This is a genomic window from Paraburkholderia sp. JHI2823 (assembly GCF_038900695.1).
Lineage (GTDB): Bacteria > Pseudomonadota > Gammaproteobacteria > Burkholderiales > Burkholderiaceae > Paraburkholderia > Paraburkholderia mimosarum.
In genome coordinates this window covers 125,081-145,726 of record NZ_JAYMRY010000015.1, presented here as the reverse complement: position 1 = coordinate 145,726, position 20,646 = coordinate 125,081, and the positions used below count along the sequence as shown (strand labels likewise).

Genomic DNA, 20,646 nt, shown 5'->3' with positions numbered 1-20,646 from the left:
GGTACGCCGCCAACTCAATGATTTTATTGATTATGCGGTGTCAAACTGTATTGTTCGTTCACACGATGCCTGCGACTCGCGCGGCGGTCAGTCCCCGGCGCGATCGCGCCAGCTCAAGGTTCCCGCGCTCACCCTCGCCCCGCCACCTGCGTGGCGAACGCCACGCGGTTGCGTCCGTCCCGCTTGGCGCGGTACAGCGCTGCGTCGGCCGCCTCGATCAGCGCCGTTTCCGCCAGCCCCGGCGCCGGCGTGAGCGTCGCCACGCCGATGCTGATCGTGAGGTGCTCGCTCACCGCAGACCCCACGTGCGGCAACGCGAGCGCCGCCACGTCGCGGCGCATTTTCTCGGCCAGCAGGCGCGCGCCCGCGCTCCCCGTGCCCGGCAGCACGACGGCGAACTCCTCGCCGCCGAAGCGCGCCACGAGGTCGCGGGGCTGGAGAATCTCGCGACGGATCGTCGTCGCCACGGAGCGCAGCACGTTGTCGCCGGCCACGTGGCCATAGGTGTCGTTATAGGGCTTGAAGTAGTCCACGTCGATCATCAGCAGCGAGACTTCGGTGCCTTCGCGCTGCGCGCGCTTCCACTCGACACTCAGGAATTCGTCGAGATAGCGGCGGTTCGAGAGGCCCGTCAGACCGTCCGACTGCGTGAGGCGCCGCAACTCCAGATTCGCCTTTAGCAGCTCCTGCTGCGAGCGCCGCAGCGCACGGTACGCTTCGTCGCGCTGGAGCATGTTTACATAGGAGCGCGAATGATATTTCACTCGCGCGACGAGCTCGATGCTATCGGGCAGCTTGACGAGATAATCGTTCGCGCCCGAGGCGAACGCCGCGCTCTTGATGGCAGGCTCTTCCTTGGTGGAGAGCACGATGATCGGCACGTCGCGGGTCGCCTCGTTGGCGCGGTAGGCCCGCACGAGCGTGAGACCGTCGGTGCCCGGCATCACCAGGTCTTGCAGGATGACGGTCGGGCGCACTTCCTCGGCGGTGCGCACCGCCTGATCCGGATACGCGCAGTAGTGGAAGTCGATCTCGCGCTCGCCCTCGAGCGCCCGGCGCACGGCCTCGGCCACGATCGCCTGGTCGTCGACGAGCAACACCATCATCGGCATGTCGGCGGGCAGCGTTTGTTCGAGCGCGCTACGCACGGCGTCCAGCGCGAGGGCGAGCGAAGCGTCGTCGGGGCGGCCGGGGTTGGCGCCGGCTTCGATGGCCCCTTCGATGCCGGTGCTGCCCGCACCGTCTGTGCTGTCTGGAAGAGTGGACTTCTCGGTCATGATGTCAGTCGCGTTTCGTGATGTCAGGCGTCTAGCCGGCAGATTGAAGCGGTGAGGTCACCCGGCTCGCAAGCTCGGGCGCAATGGCGGAAAGCGGCAGGATCGCGCGCGCGGCACCGAGCGCGGCGGCCGCCTTCGGCATGCCGTACACGGCGCTCGTCGCCTCGTCCTGCGCAATGGTGTGCCACCCCTTGGCGCGCATCGCCTTCAAACCGATCGCGCCGTCACGCCCCATGCCAGTGAGCAGCACGCCGATCGCATCGCCCGCCCAATGCTCGACGAGGCTGTGAAAGAACGTATCCACCGAGGGACGGTATGGCGTGTCGGCCGGCTCGCGCGTGTACGTGAGCGCGCCGGTCGCCGTGATGCGCAAGTGATCGTTGGTCGCGGCGAGCAACGCGCAGCCCGGCGCGGGGCGCTCGCCTTCGCGCGCGATGCGCACGGCGAGCGGCGTCTGGCCGTCGAGCCACGCAGCCATGCCCTCGGCGAACGACCGGTCCACGTGCTGCACGATCACGACGCCCGCGCCGAAATTGGCCGGCAGCCCACCGAGCACCGCGGCGAGCGCGCTGGGGCCGCCCGCCGATGCGCCGATCGCGACGATGGGCGCGCTCGGGCCGCCGGGCAACCTGACGGCCGGCGTGCGCGCCGCCGCATCGAGCGCGCCCGAAAAGCGGCCGATCTGCTCGATCTTCGCGAGCAGCAGGTCCATGGTGCGGCGCGCATCGGAGCCGGCCAGCGTAGGCGTGTCCACGGCATCGAGCGCGCCCGCGCCCATCGCCTCGTATACGCGCCAGGCGTTCGCGCCCACGCTGGTCGTGACGATCAGGATCGGGCACGGCGAGCGCGCCATGATCTGGCGCGTGGCCTCGACGCCGTCGAGCTTCGGCATCACCAGATCCATGAGGACCACGTCGGGCACCTGCGCCGCGCAGAACTGCACGGCCTCCTCGCCGTTCGCGGCGACCCACAGCACGCGATGGCCGGGCCGTTTCGCAATGGCCTGACGCAGCGTTTCGACGGCTAGCGGCATATCGTTGGCGATACCGATCTTCATCCCGTCGCCTCTCCGATCAGGTCGTGTACGGCGTCGAGCAGCGCCTCGTCGTGGAAGCTGCCCTTGGTCAGATAGTAGTCGGCGCCCGCGTCGAGGCCGCGACGCCGGTCGTCCTCGCGGTCCTTGTACGAGACGATCATCACGGGCACGTTGCGGTGCTGCGCGTCGCCCTTGATCATCGTGACGAGTTCGATGCCGTCCATGCGCGGCATGTCCACGTCGGTGATCACGAGGTCGAAGTGGGCGTTGCGCCAGGTGTTCCAGCCGTCCATGCCGTCCACTGCCACCGTGACCTCGTAGCCGCGCTTTTCGAGCAGCTTGCGCTCCAGCTCCCGCACCGTCAACGAGTCCTCGACGACGAGAACGCGCTTGCGCGCGCGCACCGTTGCGTGCGTGCCGCGCGCCACGCCCGCGAGCTGCCCGTCGTGCACGAGACGCGCGACCGACGCCACGATGTCCTCCACATCGACGATGAGCGCAACCTCGCCGTCGTCGAGCAATGCTGCTGCCGAGACGTTGCGCACCTTGCCGAGGCGCGCGTCGAGCGGCTGCACGGCGAGCGTGCGTTCGCCCGCGAAGCGATCCACGGCCACGCCATAGAGGCCCGCCTCGCTGCCCACCAGGACGACGTTCACGTCTTCCGCGGCCATGGGCTCGGCGCCCGCGCCGAGCAGCTGGCGCGCCGTCACGAGACTCACGGGGCGCCCTTCGAAAGCGATGTGCTGCTGGCCTTCGAGCGTTTCGATCGCGCTGCGCGGCACGCTGAGCGCGCGCCGAACATGCGCGAGCGGGAATGCATAGGCTTCGCCCGCAACCTCGACGATCAGGCTGCGCACGACCGAGAGCGTGAGCGGCAGTTGCAGCACGAAGCGCGTGCCCTGCCCACCGGCGCTCTCGATGCGTACGGTCCCGCGCACGGCCTTCACGAAGTTCTGCACGGCGTCGAGGCCCACGCCGCGGCCCGACACGTCGGTGACGGTGTCGCGCAGCGAGAAGCCCGGCAGCAGCAGAAAATCGAACAGCTCGGCATCGGACATCGCGGCAACGGCCTCGGCCTGAGCGAGCCCGCGCGCGACGACGCTCGCGCGAAGCGCGTCAAGATCGATGCCCCTGCCGTCGTCGCCCACCGCGATCAGCAGCTTGCCCGCGCTATGGCGCGCTTCGAGCGTGAGGCGCGCGTCCTCGGGCTTGCCCGCGCGGCGCCTCGTTTCGGAGTCCTCGATACCGTGATCGATCGCGTTGCGCAGCAAGTGGCCGAGCGGCGCATCGAGCATTTCGAGGATATCGCGGTCCACCTGCGTCGCTTCGCCAACGATGGTGAAACGCACACGCTTGCCGAGCGAGCGCGCAAGGTCGCGCACGACGCGCGGATACGCGTGCGCCATGTCGCCAAACGGGCGCATGCGGCATTGCAGGGCCTCGTCGTAGAGGCGCTGCGCGAGCTGCGTGCCGCGCCGATCGATGCGATCGGCGTCGTCGTATCGTTCGGTTAACTGATGATCGAGGGAAACGAGTGCATCGCGGATGCTCGAGAGCATGGCGCGCGCGGCAGCGTCCAGCCGGTCCGCGTGACGCTCCTGAAACTGCCCCAGCGCCGCGAGCACTTCGCCCTGCGCGCGGCGCGTGCGCAACAGGCCTTCCGCGAACGGACGCATGCGGCGCGACTCCACGAGCGATTCGCCCGCGAAGCCGAGCAACCGGTCGAACGTCCCGGCGCGTACGCGCAGCATGCGCTCGGTATCGGCCGAACGAGGTTGCGAGAGTAGCGCCGACGCGGCCGGTTCGGCAGCTTCGTACGGTTCGACGGCTGCGGGCTCGATGCTCACGGGCTCCGGGTCGGGTAACCGCAGCGACGCCGCCAGCGCGGCGATGCCATCGGGCTCGCGAGTGTGCTCCGGCGTCACGGAATCTGGCAGCGCCGAACTCCTCAGCCGGGCGGCGAATCCCTCGACCGCCTCGCGCGAAAGCGGCGCCACCGAGGCGTCGCCCGCCGCGCTCAGCAAGTCGATGCCGCCGAGCAGCGCATCGATGCGCAGCGCGTCGATGCGCAATTCGCCGCGCTGCGCGGCCACGAAGCAGTCCTCCATCGCGCTCGCCACGGCTACCGCTTCCGGCAGTCCGACGATGCGCGCCGCGCCCTTGAGCGAATGCGTGGCGCGCATGCACGCTTCGAGCGTCGCCGCATCGTCGGGCGCGGCTTCGAGCGCGAGCAGGCCCGCAGACAGCGTGCGAGTTTGCGTCTGCGCCTCTTCGTGGAACAGATCGAGAAGCGAGCGGCGGCTCAGTTCGTCGTCGCTCATCGCAAACTCCTCGCCAGTACATCGAACAGCGCCTCGCTGTCCAGCACCCCCACCGAGTGCCCGCGCCAGTGAGCCACGCCGCGCACGTGCCGCCCGCTCGATTGCGCGAGCGTGGCGGGAGCGGGCAGCAGCGTGTCCGCGCCGAAGCTCGCCACGCCTTCGACCGCATCGACGGGAAATGCCGTTGCCGCGCCGTCCCATTCGGTCAGGATGAGGCGCGGCGTGGCGGCGCGCTGCTGGGCGCCCTGCGCGGCCGGCTCGATATGCAGCAGCGCGGCCAGCGACACCGCGAGCGTGAGCACGCCGCGCACGTTCACCACGCCGAGCACGGCGGCGCTGCGCCGGTGCGGGAGCGTATGGATGTCGCGCGCTTCTTCCACGTGGCGCAGCACCGTGGCGGGCAGCGCAAGCCACTCGGCGCCCACGCGAAACACGAGCGAGCCTTGCGTGCGAGCGTGATCGTCTGCCTGGTTGCGCGCTTCATCGCGTGCACTCTCGTGCGTCCGATAGCCTGCGCGGCGGTCGGCAAGCGCACGCTCGGACTGCGCCGTTGCAGATGAGCCGGGCGGCGCGGGCCGGTCGAGCATGCGCGCCGCCGCGTTTTCAAACACCGCGCAATTGAGGCAGCGCACGCAAGTTTCGAGGCGCGGGCATGACTTGTCGCCGAGCGTTCCGATCACTTTCCAGCACGTCTGAAGCGGCGCGCCCGCGAGCCCCGCTTCCTGCCGATCCTGCGTCAGGTCGTGCTCAGGCATGCGTGCCTCCTGCGTGCGGTACGTCCCGCTCAGTCATTGCGTCCGCCGCGCGCTGCGCACGTCGCATCAGGCGGTGCGCGCCATCGGCGTCGCCCTGCACTTCGAGCAGCGCGGCCAGATGCGTGAGTGCTTCGTAGTGCGAAGGTTCCAGATAGATGGCCTTGCGATAGTGCGCGAGCGCTTCATCGGCACGCCCCTGCGCGTCGGCGATCAGGCCGAGCAGGTACCAGGTGCCGGCGTTCTGCGCCAACGCCTTCGCCGCTTGCGCGGCGAGGCGTTCGGCTTCGTCGAGCGAGCCTGCGTCGGCAAGACGCCGCGCGTCGGCGAGCGCGGCCTCGGGCGTGCGCTCGCTAGCGTGCGAGGCGGTTGGCGCACCGCTCGCCGCCTGCGCACCCATCATCGTCGCGAGGCGTGGGACCAGTGCGTCGTGCAAGGGCCGCAGCGCGAGGCGCAGCGGCGCGGGCCGGCGCGCCGCCTCGGCCAGCGCCGTGAAGACGGGCGCGCTGCTGGGCGCGGGCGCCGCGGCCAGCGCGGCGATCACCGGCAGCGGCGTGAGCTCTCGCGCGGGCATGACGGGCGCGCCGTCCGCCGACCCGGGACGAACGGACTTCGCTTGCGCTTCGGGCTTGCGAAATCCGAACGCGAGCGGAATAGACGCGGACGCCATCTCGTGTCGCATCATCAGCCCGGTTTCCGCCGGTCCGACGAAGATCATGCCGCCATCCGCGAGGCGCGCGCGCAGCAGACCCATGGCGCGGTCCTGCGCGCCGCGCTCGAAATAGATCAGGACGTTGCGGCAAAAAATGAAGTCGTAGCGCACGGGATGCTGCGCCAGCCAGTCGAACAGGTTCGCGCGCTCGAACGTCACGGCGCGCCGCACCGTCGCCGAGATGCGCCAGCCGCCCGGCGTCGACTCGAAGTAGCGCTCGCGAAACGCGAGGCCTTCGCCGCGAAATGCATTGCGGCCATAGGTGCCGAGCGCGGCCGCCGCAATGGACTGCGCGCTGATGTCGATCGCGTCGATGGCGAACTGCTCGTGCGCGAGACCCGCGTCGAGCAGCGCCATGGCCGCAGAATACGGCTCTTCGCCGCTGGAGCACGGCGCGCTCAGCACGCGCAGCACTTCGCCCGGCCGCGCGGCGAGCCGTTTCGCGGCAAGGCGCGCCAGCGCCGCGAAAGCCTCGCGCTCGCGAAAGAACCAGGTCTCCGGCACCACGAGCGAATCGATCAACGCCTGACGCTCGGCCGGCACGGCCATGAGGCGCTCCCAGTACGCTTCGCGCGCCCATTCCGGCAGCATCGCGCCGCTCGTCCATTCTTTGCGCAGCGAGGCTGCGTGCGGGGCGTGAGCATCGTGGGCATCGGCCGCGACTGTCGCTGCCGCGCGCGCGCCCACTGCGCGCGCGAGCGCATGGGCGCCGAGCGATTCGGCATCGATGCCGGTTTCGTCGAGCAGCCAGGCAGCCAGACGCGGATCGGCCTGCGTCATGGCGCGCCTCCGGCTTTCGGCACGTCCGTGGCTTGCGCGGGCGCGCCTTGCCACGAAGGCGGATCGGGGAAGAGCAGCGCACGCACGCGCGCATCGAGCAGTTGCGCGACTTTCACCCACTGCACGAAACCGTGCTCGTCGCGCGCGACGGGACCGAGCCAGCGTGCCTCGGGCGTGGCGATGCCGCCTTCGGCAAAGCGCTCGGGCGCAATGGACTGTGTGCGCGTCGCGCATTCGAGCAGCAGCGCGAGCCGGCGCGGCGGCGCGCAAGATCCGGCGTCGTCGCCATGGTCATGCACGAGCACGAGCCGCGTGGACATGAGCGCGCGCGCGGGCCGCCCGAGCGCGAGCATCGACAGATCGACCACGGGCACGGGCGCGCCCTCGTAATCGATCACGCCGGCGATATACGCGGGCGTGCCCGGAAACGCGCGCACGGGCGCGAGCGGCAGCACGTGCACGATCTCGCGGGCGTCGAGCGCGTAGCGTTCGCCGTCGAGTTCGAACAACAGGAAGAGCATCCCCGCTCCCCTGTCACGCCTCGATCCGGAACCGCGACACGCCGGTGCGCAGTTCGTTGGCGACGAGCGTGAGATTGTCGATGGCCTGCGACGACTGGCGCAGCGACTCTGCAGTCTGCTGGGCGGCTTCGGAAAGCTGCGTGAGCGCCTGGGTGATCTGCTCGGCACTCGTGGCCTGCGCCTGCATGCCGTCGTTCACGACCTGGAAGCGCGGCGCGAGCGTCTGCACCGCGCCGATGATCTGCGAGAGCTGCACGCTCACGGCCTGCACGTCGTGCATGCCGCGGCGCACTTCCTCGGCGAACTTGTCCATGCCCATCACGCCCGCCGAGACGGCCGACTGGATCTCCTTCACGGTCTGCTCGATGTCGTACGTCGCCACGGCCGTCTGGTCGGCAAGGCGGCGGATTTCGGTGGCGACCACGGCGAAGCCGCGCCCGTACTCGCCCGCCTTCTCCGCCTCGATTGCAGCGTTCAGCGAAAGCAGGTTGGTCTGGTCGGCCACCTTCGTGATCGTCGCGACGACCTGGTTGATGCTCACGGCCTTCTCGTTGAGGATGGCGAGCTTCGCGTTCACCGAGCCCGCCGCCTCCATCACGCTGCGCATGGTGTCTTCCATCTGCGTGAGGCCGCTCTGGCTCGTGCCGGCGAGCCCCGCCGACTGCTCGGCCACCGTCGCCACTTCGTTCATGGTGCGCACGAGGTCGCGCGCCGTCGCGAAAATCTCGCGCGAGGTCGCGCCGATCTCGGTCGTCGTGGCCGCCGTCTCGCTCGCCGTGGCCTGTTGCTCCTTCGAGGTCGCGGCCACTTCTGCCACCGAGGTCGTGACCTGCAGCGACGACTTCTGCGCTTGCGCCACGAGGCTCGCGAGCTCGTCGCTCATGCGGTTGAAGCCATCCTCCAGCACGCCGAACTCGTCGCCGCGGTTCAGTTGCAGGCGCTGCGCAAAGTTGCCGGTGCGCATCGAGTCGTGCACTTCCACGAGTCGTGCCATCGGCACGGTGATCGCGCGATGGAGCGCGTAGCCGGTGGCGAGCGCGGCGAGCAGCACGACGCCCAGCGCCGTGGCGAGCGTGATCTCCGTGCCCGTGACCGAGTTGCGGATGGTCTGCGCGGACTCGTCGGCCTGCTGACGGTTCTCGTCGACGAGCGCGTTGGCCACGGCGACCACGTCCTGCCACGCGGGCCCGATCTGCAGGAAGGCGGCCTGTGCGGCCTGGCGCGAGCCGGGCAATTGGCTTGCCGCCGCCTTCAGCATCGGCAGATAGCGCGCGTAAGCGTCGCGAAAGCGCTGGAAGTGCTCGCGGTCGTCGGCGCGAAAGAGCGTGCGCTGATACTCGCTCGAGGTTTTCTCGACCTGCGCAATGGCCGTCAGCAGCGCGGCGAGGTCGCGCGCCACGGCGTCAGGATCGGCGTCGACGAAGGCCGCTCGCTCGACGAGGCTATTGGTTTCTCGGGCAGCGGCACGCATCGAGGTCGCGTAGAAGAGCCCCGGCACGGAGTCGCGCGTGAGACTGAGCGCTTCGCTGTCGATGGCGCGCAGGCGGTCCCACGAGATGGCGGCCATGGCGAGCATCAGCACGAACAGCAGGCCGAAGCTGAGCACGATGCGCGTGCCGAGGGTGAAGCGACCCTGGGTCTTGCGCGGCAGGCCGGCGTGGCCGGATCGGGGCATGGCGGTACTCATTACGCTAAGGGCTCTCCGGTGGCGGACCGCCGTAGTGTAATGGGTTTGCTCACTTTTTTGGGATTAGAAAATCGGCCGGACGGCCGCGCCAATTGGGCCTTCGGGCGAATATAGAGACGAAACTTTGCGCACCGCGGGAAGAACTTGGGCGTGCGGACGCGGGCCGGCCCGGCGCGCATGCGCGGCGCATCGGCGGGGAGACTCGACGCTTGCTGCACCCACCACCCGCCCACAGCGGACCCGTGGGCGGCCCCCCCTCGGCGGGCCCCCCTTACTTCCTGACGAAGCGCAGCGTGGCGTCGACGACCATCTCGCGGTGGCGGGCGCGCAGGCGCGGATGCGACGGGTCGCGCCCGAACGCCGCGCCGAACGTGTGGCGGTTGCCCACGCGGTGAAAGCACATCGAGCTGATGAGCAGATGGAGGTCGATGGGATCGATGTCGTCGCGGAACGCGCCGCTCGCCACGCCGCGCGCGAGCAGGTCTTCGATCGTGCGGATCGCGCTCGCGTTGCGGCTGCGGAACGTCTTCAGGCGCTCGATGTACTTCGCGCCGTGAATGTTCTCGATCGTCACGAGGCGCACGAAGTCGCGATGACGGTCGTGATAGTCGAAGGTGAATTCAACGAGCCGCCGCAAGCCTTCCACGGGATCCAGTTCGTCGATGTGCAAGTCCAGTTCGAGCGCGCGGATGTCGCCGTAGACCTTGTCGAGCACCGCTTCGTACAGCCCTTCCTTGCTGCCGAAGTAGTAATACAGCATGCGCTTGGTCGTGTTGGTGCGCTCGGCGATCGCGTCCACGCGCGCGCCGGAGAGACCCATTGCCGAGAATTCGGCCGTCGCGACTTCGAGGATATTGCGCCTGGTCTGCTCGGGATCGTACTTGCGCCGGCTTTCCGATTGAGCATCGTTGCGTTCGGCCGAGGCCGCCGGTCTTGCCATGTTTATTGTGGCCCGCAGCAGGAAAGGAATGCGGGCGATTCTAGCATGGCGGGCGCGGCGCGCCGGTGAGGCGCCGCGCCGCGCAACCCCGCTGAAAAGCCGCCCGGGAAGCGGCGTTCGAGCCTTACAGTTCGATCCGCTTGATGTCGCCGACGATGAAGATATAGGAGGCTGCGCCGATCAGCGCGATCACGCCGATGAACACGAGCGCCCACACGAACGACCCGGTCGCGCCCACGATCAGGCCCACGACCAGCGGCGTCACGATACCCGCGAGGTTGGCCGCGAAGTTGAAGATGCCGCCCGTGAGACCGAGCATGCCGGCCGGCGCGATGTCCGAGACGAGCGTCCAGCCGAGCGCGGCCATGCCCTGCGCGAAGAACGCCACCGAGAGAATCGCGATCACGGCCACATTGCTCTCGACGAAGTTCGCGAGAATGATGCTCGAGGCGAGCAGCAGCCCGGCGATGATCGGCAGCTTGCGCGCCACGTTGGCGGAGACGCCCCGGCGCAGCATCCAGTCGGAGAACGTGCCGCCGAACATCACGCCGACCGACGCGGCGATGAACGGCATGATCGCGAAGAAACCGATCTTGAGCCAGCCCATGTGGCGTTCGGTGGCGAGGTAAGTCGGGAACCACGTGAGGAAGAACACCAGCGTGGAGTTGCCCGCGAACTGCCCGAGGCAGATGCCTGCAAGCTGACGGCGGCGCAGGAGCTGGCCGGCCATGCGCCAGTCGAAGCCCTGCTTCTTCGTCTGCGCTTGCGCATCGGCCTTGCGCTCGTGGCGCGCGAGGCCGCCGCCCGCCTCGATGTAATCGAGTTCGGCGCGGTTGGCCCCCGGATGCTCGTGCGGCTCGCGATACCGGAACCACCACACCACGCCGAACGCGATGCCGGCGGCGCCGACCACATAGAACAGCGAGCGCCAGCCGTAGGCGCCCATCAGCGCGAAGAGGAAGGGGCTGAAGAACGCGAGGCCGATGTACTCGCCCACGGTGTAAGTGCCCGTGGCGAATGCGCGCTCGCCTTGCGGGAACCACGTGGCGACTACGCGGCTATTCGTCGGAAAGCACGGCGACTCTGCCGCGCCGAGGCCCAGGCGGCACGCGAACAACGCCCCAATGCCGTTGACGAGGCCCTGCGCAAGCGTGAACAGCGACCAGAGCGTGATCGAGAGCCAGTAGGTGAGCTTGCTGCCGAAGCGATCGAGAAACAGGCCGCCCGGAATCTGCGCGACCACATAGCTCCAGGAAAACGCCGAGAACACGACGCCCATGAGCGCCGCATTGATGCCAAGCTCCTTGGTGAGCTGCGGCGCGGCGATGCCGAGCACGGTGCGATCGAGGTAATTGATCATCGTGCCGACGGCCAGCAGGCCGAGGATGCCGTAGCGGGCCTTCGAGCGGCGCATCGCGCCCTCGGCGGGCGTCGCGGCGGAAAGCGTTGACGCGTCGCCGCGTCCCGTGGATAGCGGTGGTGCCATGTCTGTCTCCTGGTGTTGGCCGGAGCTGGCGCTTTCACGCAGACTCCGTGCCCATACAAAGCTCGTTTGTTATTCGCCGGCGTTTGCCGCCAGCATGGACTGCAGATGCGCATACACGCGTTCCGCGTCGGGCTCGACACCCGTGAACAGCCGGAACGCGTCCACTGCCTGGTACACCGCCATCCCGCCGCCGCTCAGCGTGCGGCAGCCGCGCGCCTCCGCCGCTTCGAGCAGCGCCGTGCGAATCGGGAAATAGACGATGTCCGCCACCCACAGCCGCTCGTGCAGATACTCCGCGGGCAGCGGCAGGCCGGGCAGCTTCGCCATGCCGGTCGGCGTGGCGTGGATCAGGCCGGTGGCGTGCAGGAGCACGTCTCGCAAGTCACCGCCCGCGCGCACGCGCGCAGCCGGGAAACGCGCCTGCAGTTCGGCGGCGAGGGACGCGGCGCGCGCCGCGTCCACGTCGAACAGCGTGAGCGCCTTCGCGCCCATCTGCAGCGCCGCGTGCGCGACCGCCGCGCCCGCGCCACCCGCACCCAGTTGCACGACCGCTTCGAGCGAGACGTCGGGCAAGCCGCGCCGGAACGCGCGCGCGAAACCCGACCAGTCGGTGTTGTGGCCGATGCGCTTGCCGTCGCGCAAGAGCACCGTGTTCACGGCGCCGAGCGCGCGGGCGTCGTCGGAGAGTTCGTCGAGCAGTTCGATCACGGCCTGCTTGCAGGGGTACGTGATGTTGAGGCCGTCGAAGCCCATGCGCTCGGCGGCGAGCAGCAGCTCGGGCAGCGCGGCGGGCGTGAGCTCGAGCGCTTCGAGATCGATGCGCCGGTAAACATAGTTGAAGCCGAGTTCGCGGCCCTCTTTCTCGTGCATCGCGGGCGTGAGCGAGGCGCCGATGCCCGAGCCGATCAGGCCGCACAGAAACGACTGCTTGCTCGCGCGCGCGCCCAGTGGGCTTTTTTCAGCGGAAGTGCCGGCGCTCATTTCGCCACCTTTTTCGCGAGCAGCGTGGCCATGCGCTCCAGCGCGAGCACATACCCCTGCGTGCCGCAGCCGACGATGATGCCCTCCGCAATGGGCGAAACAAACGAATGGTGCCGGAACGCCTCGCGCTTGTGCACGTTCGATATATGGACTTCGATCACGGGCTTCGCGATGGCGGAGAGCGCATCGGCGATCGCGACCGACGTATGCGTATAAGCCGCCGGATTGATGACGATACCGTCCACGCGCGTACGCGCTTCATGAAGCCAGTCGATCAGCTGATGCTCGGCGTTCGACTGGCGAAAATCGATCTCGAGCCCAAGACGCGCCGCTGCTTCGCGGCACAGGCCCGCAACGTCATCCAACGTTTGCGCACCGTAGATCGCGGGTTCCCGCGTTCCCAGCAGATTCAGGTTCGGTCCGTTCAGGACCAGCACCGAAGGCATTCCCATTACTCACGCTCCAGAACAACTTGACGACCGGCACGGCTATGCAGACGAACCCTTGCATGCCCTCACCGCATGGTCGCCAGTGTGCCGCGAAGCGGGGCAACGGTCACCCTGGGGTTTGCGAGAATTTGTACTAACTAGTTAGTTTGGCGTATTCTTCGGACACTCCAGCGGCAAGTGTGTCTGCAGCGCGCTGGTTGGCTCAGTGGCCACGCCACGCCACGCCGCGCCGCTGAGCCGCTCCCTTTTCAATGCCGTGCCGCAGTCATCCCCGTAGTGGTCACACTCATGTCCAACACGCCCCAAGTCCGCTCTCGCCCGCTGCGCCGCTCCATCGCCACGGTATCGATCAGCGGCACACTCGCCGAAAAGCTCGCGGCCATCCGCGCCGCCGGCTTCGACGCAGTCGAGATCTTCGAGAACGACCTGCTCTATTTCGAAGGTTCGCCAGCCGACGTGCGCCGCATGGCCGCCGATCTCGGGCTCGATATCGTGCTGTACCAGCCGTTTCGCGATTTCGAGGGTGTCGCGCCCGAACGCCTCGCGCGCAACCTCGAACGCGTGAAGCGCAAGTTCGATGTCATGCATCAGCTGGGCACGGACCGTTTGCTGGTGTGCAGCAACGTCTCGCCCGAAGCGATCTGCGACGACGGCCTCGCCGCCGAACAGCTTGGCGCACTGGCACGCGCAGCCGGCGAAGCGGGCGTGACGATCTGCTATGAGGCGCTCGCGTGGGGGCGCCACGTGCGTACTTATGGGCATGCGTGGCGACTCGTCAACACGGTCAATCATGCGAACCTGACGCTCGCGCTGGACAGCTTCCACACGCTCTCGCTCGACGACGCGCCCGACGGCATCGGCGCGATCCCGGGCGAGCGCATCGGCTTCGTGCAGATCGCCGACGCACCGCGCATGCAGATGGACGTGCTCGAATGGAGCCGGCACTATCGCTGCTTCCCGGGACAGGGCGATTTCGCGCTCGCCGACTTCACGGCACAGGTCGTGAAGAGCGGTTATACGGGTCCGCTGTCACTCGAAATTTTCAACGACGGTTTTCGCGGCGCGCCGCCCGCCGCCACGGCCGCCGACGGTCATCGCTCGCTCCTGCTGCTCGAGGAACTCACGCGCGAGGCGCTACAAGCCGGGCATATCGAGGCAAGCACGCTCTACAACCCGAGCGCGGCGCCCGCGAATGCACAGTGGCAATTCCTCGAATTCGCCGTGGACGACACGGCGCGCGCGCACGTGGCCAACTGGCTCGAAAAGCTGCACTTTCGCCGCGCCGGCCAGCATCGCTCGAAGGACGTGACGCTCTATCGGCATGGTTCAGCGGCCATCGTGCTCAATGCCGAGCCCGACTCGTTCGCCGATGCCTTTTTCCAGCGCCATGGGCTCTCGCTCTGCGCCTCGGCATTGCGCGTGGACGACGCACGTCTCGCGCTCGAACGCGCCAGCGGTTTCGGCTATCAGCCGTTCTCGGGCCGCGTGGGTCCGAATGAACGCGTGGTGCCCGCCGTGCAAGCGCCGGACGGCAGTCTTAACTATTTCGTTCACGAGCAGCCCGGCGAGCCCACGCTATTCGAAGCCGATTTCGCGCTCACCGAGATCGACGGTCCTGTCGAAGTCGGCCCGATCGCGGGCATCGATCATGTGAGCCTGTCACTTCCGGCGGGTTCGTTCGACACGTGGGTACTGTTTCTGAAGACGGTGTTCGGGCTCGAAGCGACGCCCGCCGTGCTGTTGCCCGACCCGTACGGGCTCGTGCGCAGCCGCGCGCTCATGAGCCGCGACCGCGGGCTGCGTGTCGTGCTCAACGCCTCGGTGGACCAGCACACGGCCGCCGCGGAAACCGTGCGCGCCTACCACGGCACCGGCCTGAACCACGTGGCGTTCAGCACTGGCGACATCTTCCGTGCGGTGACCGAATTCGAGTCGGCAGGCGTGCCGCTCCTGCGCGTGCCCGCGAACTACTACGACGATCTCGACGCACGCCACGCGCTCGATCCTGAATTCCTCGATGCCCTGCGCGAGCACAACCTGCTCTACGACCGCGACGAGCGCGGCGGCGAGTTCCTGCACGCCTACACCGAAACGCTCGACCAGCGCTTCTTCCTGGAAATCGTGGAGCGGCGTGGCGGCTACGACGGTTACGGCGCCGCCAACGCCGCCGTGCGCCTCGCGGCGCAGGCGCGCCAGCGCGCGCTCGCTGCAAGGGAGGCCCACGACCCGCCGCAATGACCCGCATGCAATCGCGCCGCAGACCCCTTCTCGCACAATGAGCGCGCTTTCGCGCGCCTCGCTCGCCGCAGCGCGCTCGATGCGGCGTAATAAAGCACAAGATAAGCAGTCCATATTTAAACGGAGACACGACGATGAAGAAAGCAGGCCTTGGCACGTTCCTCGCAGCTAGCGCCGCGCTTGTGACCCACTCCGCGTTCGCGCAGAGCAGCGTCACGCTTTACGGCGCCGTCGACGACGCTATCACCTACGTCAACAACCAGAACGGTCACTCGAACGTCTACCTGCGCCAGGGGAACCTGTATGCGTCGAAGTTCGGCCTGCAAGGCAAGGAGGATCTCGGCGGCGGCACGTTCGCGATCTTCGACCTCCAGAACGGCTTCGATCTCAACAGCGGCGCGCTGTCGTCGAGCGGTCTGATCTTCAACCGCCAGGCCTACGTGGGCCTGCAGAACCAGAACGTGGGTACGCTCACGGCGGGCCGCCAGTACACGCCGTATTACCTCTTCGTCGGGCCCCTCACGGGCAGCGCCTGGCTCACCGGCGCGACCGGCGCGCACCCCGGCGATATCGACGGTCTCGACACGACCATACGCATCAACAACTCGGCCACGTACACCTCGCCGATCTGGTACGGCGTACAGGCGAGCGCGATGTACGCGCTCGGCGGCATTGCGGGCAGCACAGGAAAGGGCCAGACGTGGAGCGCCGCGCTGCGCTATTCCAGCGGCCCGCTGAGCCTGGCGGCGGCCTACCTGCGCATGGATAACGCACAGCAGACGGCCGGTTTCGACGCCTCGTCCACGGGCAGTTTCGGCAAGTCGTCGCTGAACACGGGCTACGTTTCGGCGCGCGCGGTCCAGCACATCGCCGCGGCCGGCAACTATACGCTGGGCAGCCTGACCCTCGGCGCGTCGTACTCCAACGTCCAGTACATGGCGGGCGGCAAGTCGATCTTCCACGATACGGCCATCTTCAACACCTGGGCGGCCCTTGCGGTGTATCGCTTCACGCCGGCCTTCGACGTGGGCGGCGGCTTCGCCTGGACGCTCGCTTCGCAGGCCAACGGCATCACGAGCGCAGCGCGCTATCAGCAGTATTCGCTCAAGGAGTCGTACCACCTCTCCAAGCGCACCACGCTTTACGCGCTCCAGGCGTACCAGCACGCGGGCGGCCAGACGCTCGGCGCGAACGGCGCGGGCAACATCGTCAATGCGAGCCCGGCCGTGGGCGACTCGCAGAACGCCACGCCTTCGTCCACGCGCTCGCAGTTCGTCGGCATGGCCGGCATCGCGCTGCTGTTCTGATGAACCTTCGGGAGGCGGCCGCTCGCCCCCGGCCGCACATCCTCGACGCCGCGGCACGGGGCTGAGTACACTCGCGGGTATCGTCTCAACGAACCCGCGAACTCACCGTGCCGCCTCCCGTTCCCGCCGTCAGCCCCCGCCTGCGCAGCCGGCTGCGCACGCTTGCCAGAACCCAGCCGAGGGCTGTCGAGCGCACCTACGACACGCTGCTTTCGCTCGAAGGCTATAGCGTGCTTTCCGCGGCGGCCCGCAAGGACATCTTCTCGTCGATCACTTTTTCGGCTGGCCTGTGGTTCCAGTGCCTGCTCGACGGCGCGCCGCCCGGCCCCGATGTCATGGACCAGATCGCAGCGTTCGCGCGCCGCCGCGTGCATCAGAACGTGCCGTTGCGCTCGCTGCTACGCGCATTTCGTCTTGGGGCGCGCGAGCTTTGGCGCACCTGCACGGAACTGGCGGAGGCCGAACCGGCGCTCGCCCATGAGTTGCTGTTCGACATTTCGCCGTATCTGCTCGATTACTTCGATGCGATGGCCGAGCATATCGCCGAGGCGTATCTCCACGAGCAGCACCAGCAGGCGCGCTGGCGCGGCTCGCTGCTGCAGCAGCTCTACGACCTCGTATTCCATGCCCCCGACGACGCCGCGCGCTTTCGCGAAACCGTCGAAGCACTCGGCCTCGACGCCACGCTGCCGCGCATCGCGCTCGCCGTCGATCTGGACTTGCGCGACCACGCGCCCTCGGTGCGTGAGGATGCGCTCGACCGCTTCGCGCTGGGCGCCGCGCGTCACTTCGATTCGAAGCCCGATGCGCTCGTGCGCGTGTGGCACCGCGAACGGCTCGTGTTCTGGCTGCCGTGCGTGCGCGGCGATTCGATGACACGCAACGATCAGCGCGTGGCCGAGCAGGCGGCCGCGCTCGCGCGTGCCGAGCCGCGCGTGCGCAGCATCGGCATCGGGCTCATGAACGAAGGCGCGCACGGCTGGGCGGCCTCGGTGGAAGAAGCGCTCAAGGCCGTGGACTTCGCGCCGCGCGGCAGCGGCGCGGACGACGATAGCGAAAGCGGCAGCGAAGCTGGCAACATGGTGCGCGTGCACCGGTTTTCGTCGATCGCCATCGAAGAAAGCGTGCGCAGCAGCGCCAATGTGCTGCGCTATCTCGTCTCGCTAGCCGAGCAACTGGCGACGGAGGCGGACCTGCTCGCCACGCTCGAAGCGTGGTTCGCGAGCGGGCAGCGCCGGCGCCAGACGGCCGAGGCGTTAGGCGTGCATCCGAACACGCTCGATTATCGGCTGGAGCGTATCGAAACCCTGCTCGGCGCGAAGCTCGACAATGCCCACTGGATTGCGAGGCTGGATATCGCGCTCAAGCTGCGCGGCGCGACACAGGGCTCGGAGCGCGATGCAAGGAAGAAGGAGAAGGGGCGCGTCGCGGCGAAGAAAGCGAAGCGCGCGGCACGCTGAACGATGCGGCGCGCTGCGCTCACGTTAGCCCGCGTCGCGTAACTCCCGGCGCAGAATCTTGCCCACGTTGGACTTCGGCAGCGCCTCGACGAAGCTCACCACGCGCGGCACCTTGTACGCCGCGAGCTGGGCGCGGCAATGCGCGATCACGTCCTGCTCGCTCAGCACCGCCTCGCGCGCGGGCACCACGAACACACGCACGGCCTCGCCGCTGCGCTCGTCGGCCACGCCCACGCACGCGCACTCGGCCACGCCCGGCAGCGCGGTCACGACCGCCTCGATTTCGTTCGGGTACACGTTGAAGCCCGAAACGAGGATCATGTCCTTCGATCGATCGACGATGCGCAGAAAACCGCGCTCGTCGAACATGCCCACGTCGCCGGTGCGAAAGTAACCGTCTTCCGTAAAAGCCGCGCGCGTGGCCTCGGGCTGGTTCCAGTAGCCTTGCATCACCTGCGGTCCCTTCACGCAGATCTCGCCCGCCTCGCCGGGCGCTGCCTCCACGCCTTCGTTGATCAGCTTCACGTGCGTGGACGGCACCGGCAGCCCCGTCGTGCCCGTGAAGCGGTCGACGCTCGCGGGGTTGAACGACAGCACGGGACTCGTCTCCGAAAGTCCGTAGCCCTCGCGGATGAAGCCGCCGGTAATCTCCTGCCAGCGGGCCGAAACCGTGGGAATGATGGCCGCGCCACCACCGCCTGCGAGCCGCAGGCGCGAAAAATCGACCTCGCCGATGCGCGGATGCGCAACAAGCCCCGCATAGAGCGTATTCACGCCCATGAAGCTCGTGGGGCGCGCGGCCTTGAAGACGTCGATGAGGCCGTCGAGATCGCGCGCGTTGGCAACGAGCCAGTTCTCCGCGCCGATCGAGAAATAGACGATGAGGTTCACCGTGAGCGCGAAGATGTGATAGAGCGGCAGCGCCGTCACGACCACCTCCTCGCCCGGCGTCATGAAGCCCGGCATGAAGGTCTTGAACTGCTCGACGTTGGCGACGAGGTTGCGATGCGTGAGCAGCGCGCCCTTGGAAAGCCCGGTCGTGCCGCCCGTGTATTGCAGGAAGAGCGGATCGTCGCCGCACAATGCGGGCGCTTCGAACGGCAGCGCAGCGCCTTGCGCGAGCGCCGCCGCGAACGATCCGGACTGCGGCGCGTGCTCGCCGCCCGCGCTCGTGCAATCGGCTGCACCGACGCTCAGCACGGTCTTGACCGCCGTATTCGCCTGGATCGACGCGAACGTGGGCAGTGCGCCTTCGAACACCACGAGCGTTTGCGCGCCCGAGTCCACCAGCTGGTGCTGAAGCTCGCGCGGCGTATACAGCGGATTCACGTTCACCTGCACCGCGCCGGCCCGCACGATGCCGATGAGCGCAATGGGAAACGCCAGCACGTTCGGCAACATCACGGCGACGCGGTCGCCCTTCTTCACGCCCGCATGCTGAAGCCAGGCGGCGAAATCGCGCGAGAGGCGATCGACGTCGGCGTAGCTCAGCGTCTGTCCGCCCGCGCGCAAAGCGGGCCGCTGCGCGTGCTCGCGCATCGCGCTTTCGAACAGATGCGCGAGCGATGGATGCAGATCGGGATCGATGGTGGCGGGGATATCGCCGTAGCTGGCGAGCCAGGGGGCATTCAACACGTTCGTCTCCATGAATTAGTTTGGCCGCTGTCGGGTTTGCTGGCCCGGCGCCGCGTTTCATGCCCATGCTACGGCGTTGCACGCGCCTGGAGAACTGGGAAAGCGGATAAGGTCATTGTGAAAAGTCACAAAGTACGCGGGGCGCGAGCGTGACCGGTATGCGCATTGTCTCGCATGGACGCTTCGTTCAAGAGGTCTGCCCAGACCGTCCGGCAAACCAGCTTGCGACTAAGCCTTGACTGCGCAAGCCAGCACGCAGCACATGGGAACCCGCAGTTCCCCGGCATCGGTCAGATACGCCTGCGCATCGTGGGCGACGGCCTGTTCGATCAATGCCAGCGCGGCCGGCGTTTGCGCGTGCAGCATCGCGGCGAACCGGACGCCCCCACGCACGAGCGCGTGAAACGGCGTATCCGGCGCATGTAGCACCAGAGTCTGGTCCATCTCCCGCACTTCCGGCTGGACGAACCCGGCTTCGAGCAATGCGTGCCTTGATTCCCCCCAATCGCTGAACCGGAAGAAAGGAGGCCCCGGTGGAACGGGCACATCGGTCGTCCCGTGCTTCTCGATGGCCTTTAACACCATGCCGATGCCGACGGCTTTCTCTGGCGCTGCGCAGACCGTAAAAGCAATGCTGCCGCCTGGCTGCAAGACCCGAAACGCCTCTGCTAGCGCGCGCTCAGGATGCTGAAAATGCTCCATCCCGAAACTGACGCCCACTGCATCAAAGCTTTCGTCGGGGAACGGCAGATCCTCCGCGTCGCCGATACGGAATTCGAGCCCCGGAAAAACGCGCCTCGCCTTTTCGACCATCGCGAACGAGAAATCCACACCGGCGACGTCCGCACCGCGACGCCTCGCTGCGGCAGCGAGGTAGCCAGGCCCGGATGCGACGTCGAGAAAACGCGTGCCGCGCCCGACACGTAGCGCCTCGAGCATCGCGTGGTTCGACTGGGCAGTCAGATCACTGAAGTACGTGTCATAGGCTTGTGCGACACGCTCCCAACCTTCGTGCTCGAATGCGCTGAAGTCGGCTGGTCCTGCTGGTCCCATCTTTGCCTCCA

General features: G+C 67.9%; 16 protein-coding genes. 3 read left to right on the top strand and 13 right to left on the bottom strand.

Annotated elements, in window-relative coordinates; genetic code table 11:
* Positions 1-128 precede the first annotated feature (128 nt).
* The 11 genes from VSR34_RS18415 to aroQ all read right to left on the bottom strand — a co-directional run bounded on the left by VSR34_RS18415 (position 129) and on the right by aroQ (position 12,945).
* Entirely contained in the window at positions 129-1,112 is a 984-nt protein-coding gene (locus VSR34_RS18415; RefSeq protein WP_342963165.1) for a diguanylate cyclase, read from the bottom strand.
* A 196-nt stretch (positions 1,113-1,308) separates the two neighbouring features.
* Complete coding sequence (locus VSR34_RS18410; RefSeq protein WP_028231013.1) at positions 1,309-2,334, bottom strand: chemotaxis response regulator protein-glutamate methylesterase; 1,026 nt, start codon at positions 2,332-2,334, stop codon at positions 1,309-1,311.
* Entirely contained in the window at positions 2,331-4,634 is a 2,304-nt protein-coding gene (locus tag VSR34_RS18405; protein ID WP_342963152.1) for a hybrid sensor histidine kinase/response regulator, read from the bottom strand. The genes VSR34_RS18410 and VSR34_RS18405 overlap by 4 nt, the downstream gene beginning before the upstream one ends.
* On the bottom strand, positions 4,631-5,389 hold the full coding sequence (locus VSR34_RS18400; RefSeq protein WP_028212771.1) for a chemotaxis protein CheW: 759 nt from the start codon (positions 5,387-5,389) through the stop codon (positions 4,631-4,633). Before VSR34_RS18400 ends, VSR34_RS18405 begins: the two co-directional genes overlap by 4 nt.
* Positions 5,382-6,878, bottom strand: coding sequence for a CheR family methyltransferase (locus VSR34_RS18395; RefSeq protein ID WP_342963151.1), 1,497 nt, complete (start codon positions 6,876-6,878; stop codon positions 5,382-5,384). Before VSR34_RS18395 ends, VSR34_RS18400 begins: the two co-directional genes overlap by 8 nt.
* Positions 6,875-7,399: a chemotaxis protein CheW gene (locus VSR34_RS18390; protein ID WP_342963150.1), complete on the bottom strand. Its 525-nt coding sequence runs from the start codon at positions 7,397-7,399 to the stop codon at positions 6,875-6,877. Before VSR34_RS18390 ends, VSR34_RS18395 begins: the two co-directional genes overlap by 4 nt.
* 13 nt (positions 7,400-7,412) lie before the next feature.
* A complete protein-coding gene (locus tag VSR34_RS18385) occupies positions 7,413-9,086 on the bottom strand; it encodes a methyl-accepting chemotaxis protein (protein ID WP_342963149.1) in 1,674 nt (557 codons plus the stop codon).
* 271 nt (positions 9,087-9,357) lie between these two features.
* The gene (locus VSR34_RS18380; RefSeq protein ID WP_342963148.1) at positions 9,358-10,026 is read right to left on the bottom strand and encodes a TetR/AcrR family transcriptional regulator; all 669 of its coding nucleotides are present in this window, start codon (positions 10,024-10,026) and stop codon (positions 9,358-9,360) included.
* Positions 10,027-10,150: 124 nt separating this feature from the next.
* Positions 10,151-11,440 (bottom strand): MFS transporter, encoded by a 1,290-nt coding sequence (locus tag VSR34_RS18375; RefSeq protein ID WP_238327923.1) that lies wholly within the window; start codon positions 11,438-11,440, stop codon positions 10,151-10,153.
* 141 nt (positions 11,441-11,581) lie between these two features.
* Positions 11,582-12,493: a shikimate dehydrogenase gene (locus VSR34_RS18370; protein ID WP_342963147.1), complete on the bottom strand. Its 912-nt coding sequence runs from the start codon at positions 12,491-12,493 to the stop codon at positions 11,582-11,584.
* Positions 12,490-12,945: a type II 3-dehydroquinate dehydratase gene (gene aroQ / locus VSR34_RS18365; RefSeq protein WP_028212776.1), complete on the bottom strand. Its 456-nt coding sequence runs from the start codon at positions 12,943-12,945 to the stop codon at positions 12,490-12,492. Before aroQ ends, VSR34_RS18370 begins: the two co-directional genes overlap by 4 nt.
* A 318-nt stretch (positions 12,946-13,263) precedes the next feature.
* Here aroQ and VSR34_RS18360 point away from each other — a divergent pair, with 318 nt between their 5' ends.
* The 3 genes from VSR34_RS18360 to VSR34_RS18350 all read left to right on the top strand — a co-directional run bounded on the left by VSR34_RS18360 (position 13,264) and on the right by VSR34_RS18350 (position 17,947).
* Positions 13,264-15,180 (top strand): TIM barrel protein, encoded by a 1,917-nt coding sequence (locus tag VSR34_RS18360; RefSeq protein ID WP_342963164.1) that lies wholly within the window; start codon positions 13,264-13,266, stop codon positions 15,178-15,180.
* A 134-nt stretch (positions 15,181-15,314) separates the two neighbouring features.
* Positions 15,315-16,487 (top strand): porin, encoded by a 1,173-nt coding sequence (locus VSR34_RS18355; RefSeq protein ID WP_028212777.1) that lies wholly within the window; start codon positions 15,315-15,317, stop codon positions 16,485-16,487.
* A gap of 107 nt (positions 16,488-16,594) precedes the next feature.
* On the top strand, positions 16,595-17,947 hold the full coding sequence (locus VSR34_RS18350) for a helix-turn-helix domain-containing protein (protein ID WP_342963146.1): 1,353 nt from the start codon (positions 16,595-16,597) through the stop codon (positions 17,945-17,947).
* A 24-nt stretch (positions 17,948-17,971) separates the two neighbouring features.
* Here the strand turns inward: VSR34_RS18350 and VSR34_RS18345 are convergent, their stop codons facing one another.
* Both VSR34_RS18345 and VSR34_RS18340 read right to left on the bottom strand, forming a co-directional pair.
* A complete protein-coding gene (locus VSR34_RS18345) occupies positions 17,972-19,582 on the bottom strand; it encodes an AMP-binding protein (RefSeq protein ID WP_342963145.1) in 1,611 nt (536 codons plus the stop codon).
* A gap of 228 nt (positions 19,583-19,810) precedes the next feature.
* Positions 19,811-20,635 (bottom strand): methyltransferase domain-containing protein, encoded by an 825-nt coding sequence (locus tag VSR34_RS18340; protein ID WP_028212779.1) that lies wholly within the window; start codon positions 20,633-20,635, stop codon positions 19,811-19,813.
* Positions 20,636-20,646 lie beyond the last annotated feature (11 nt).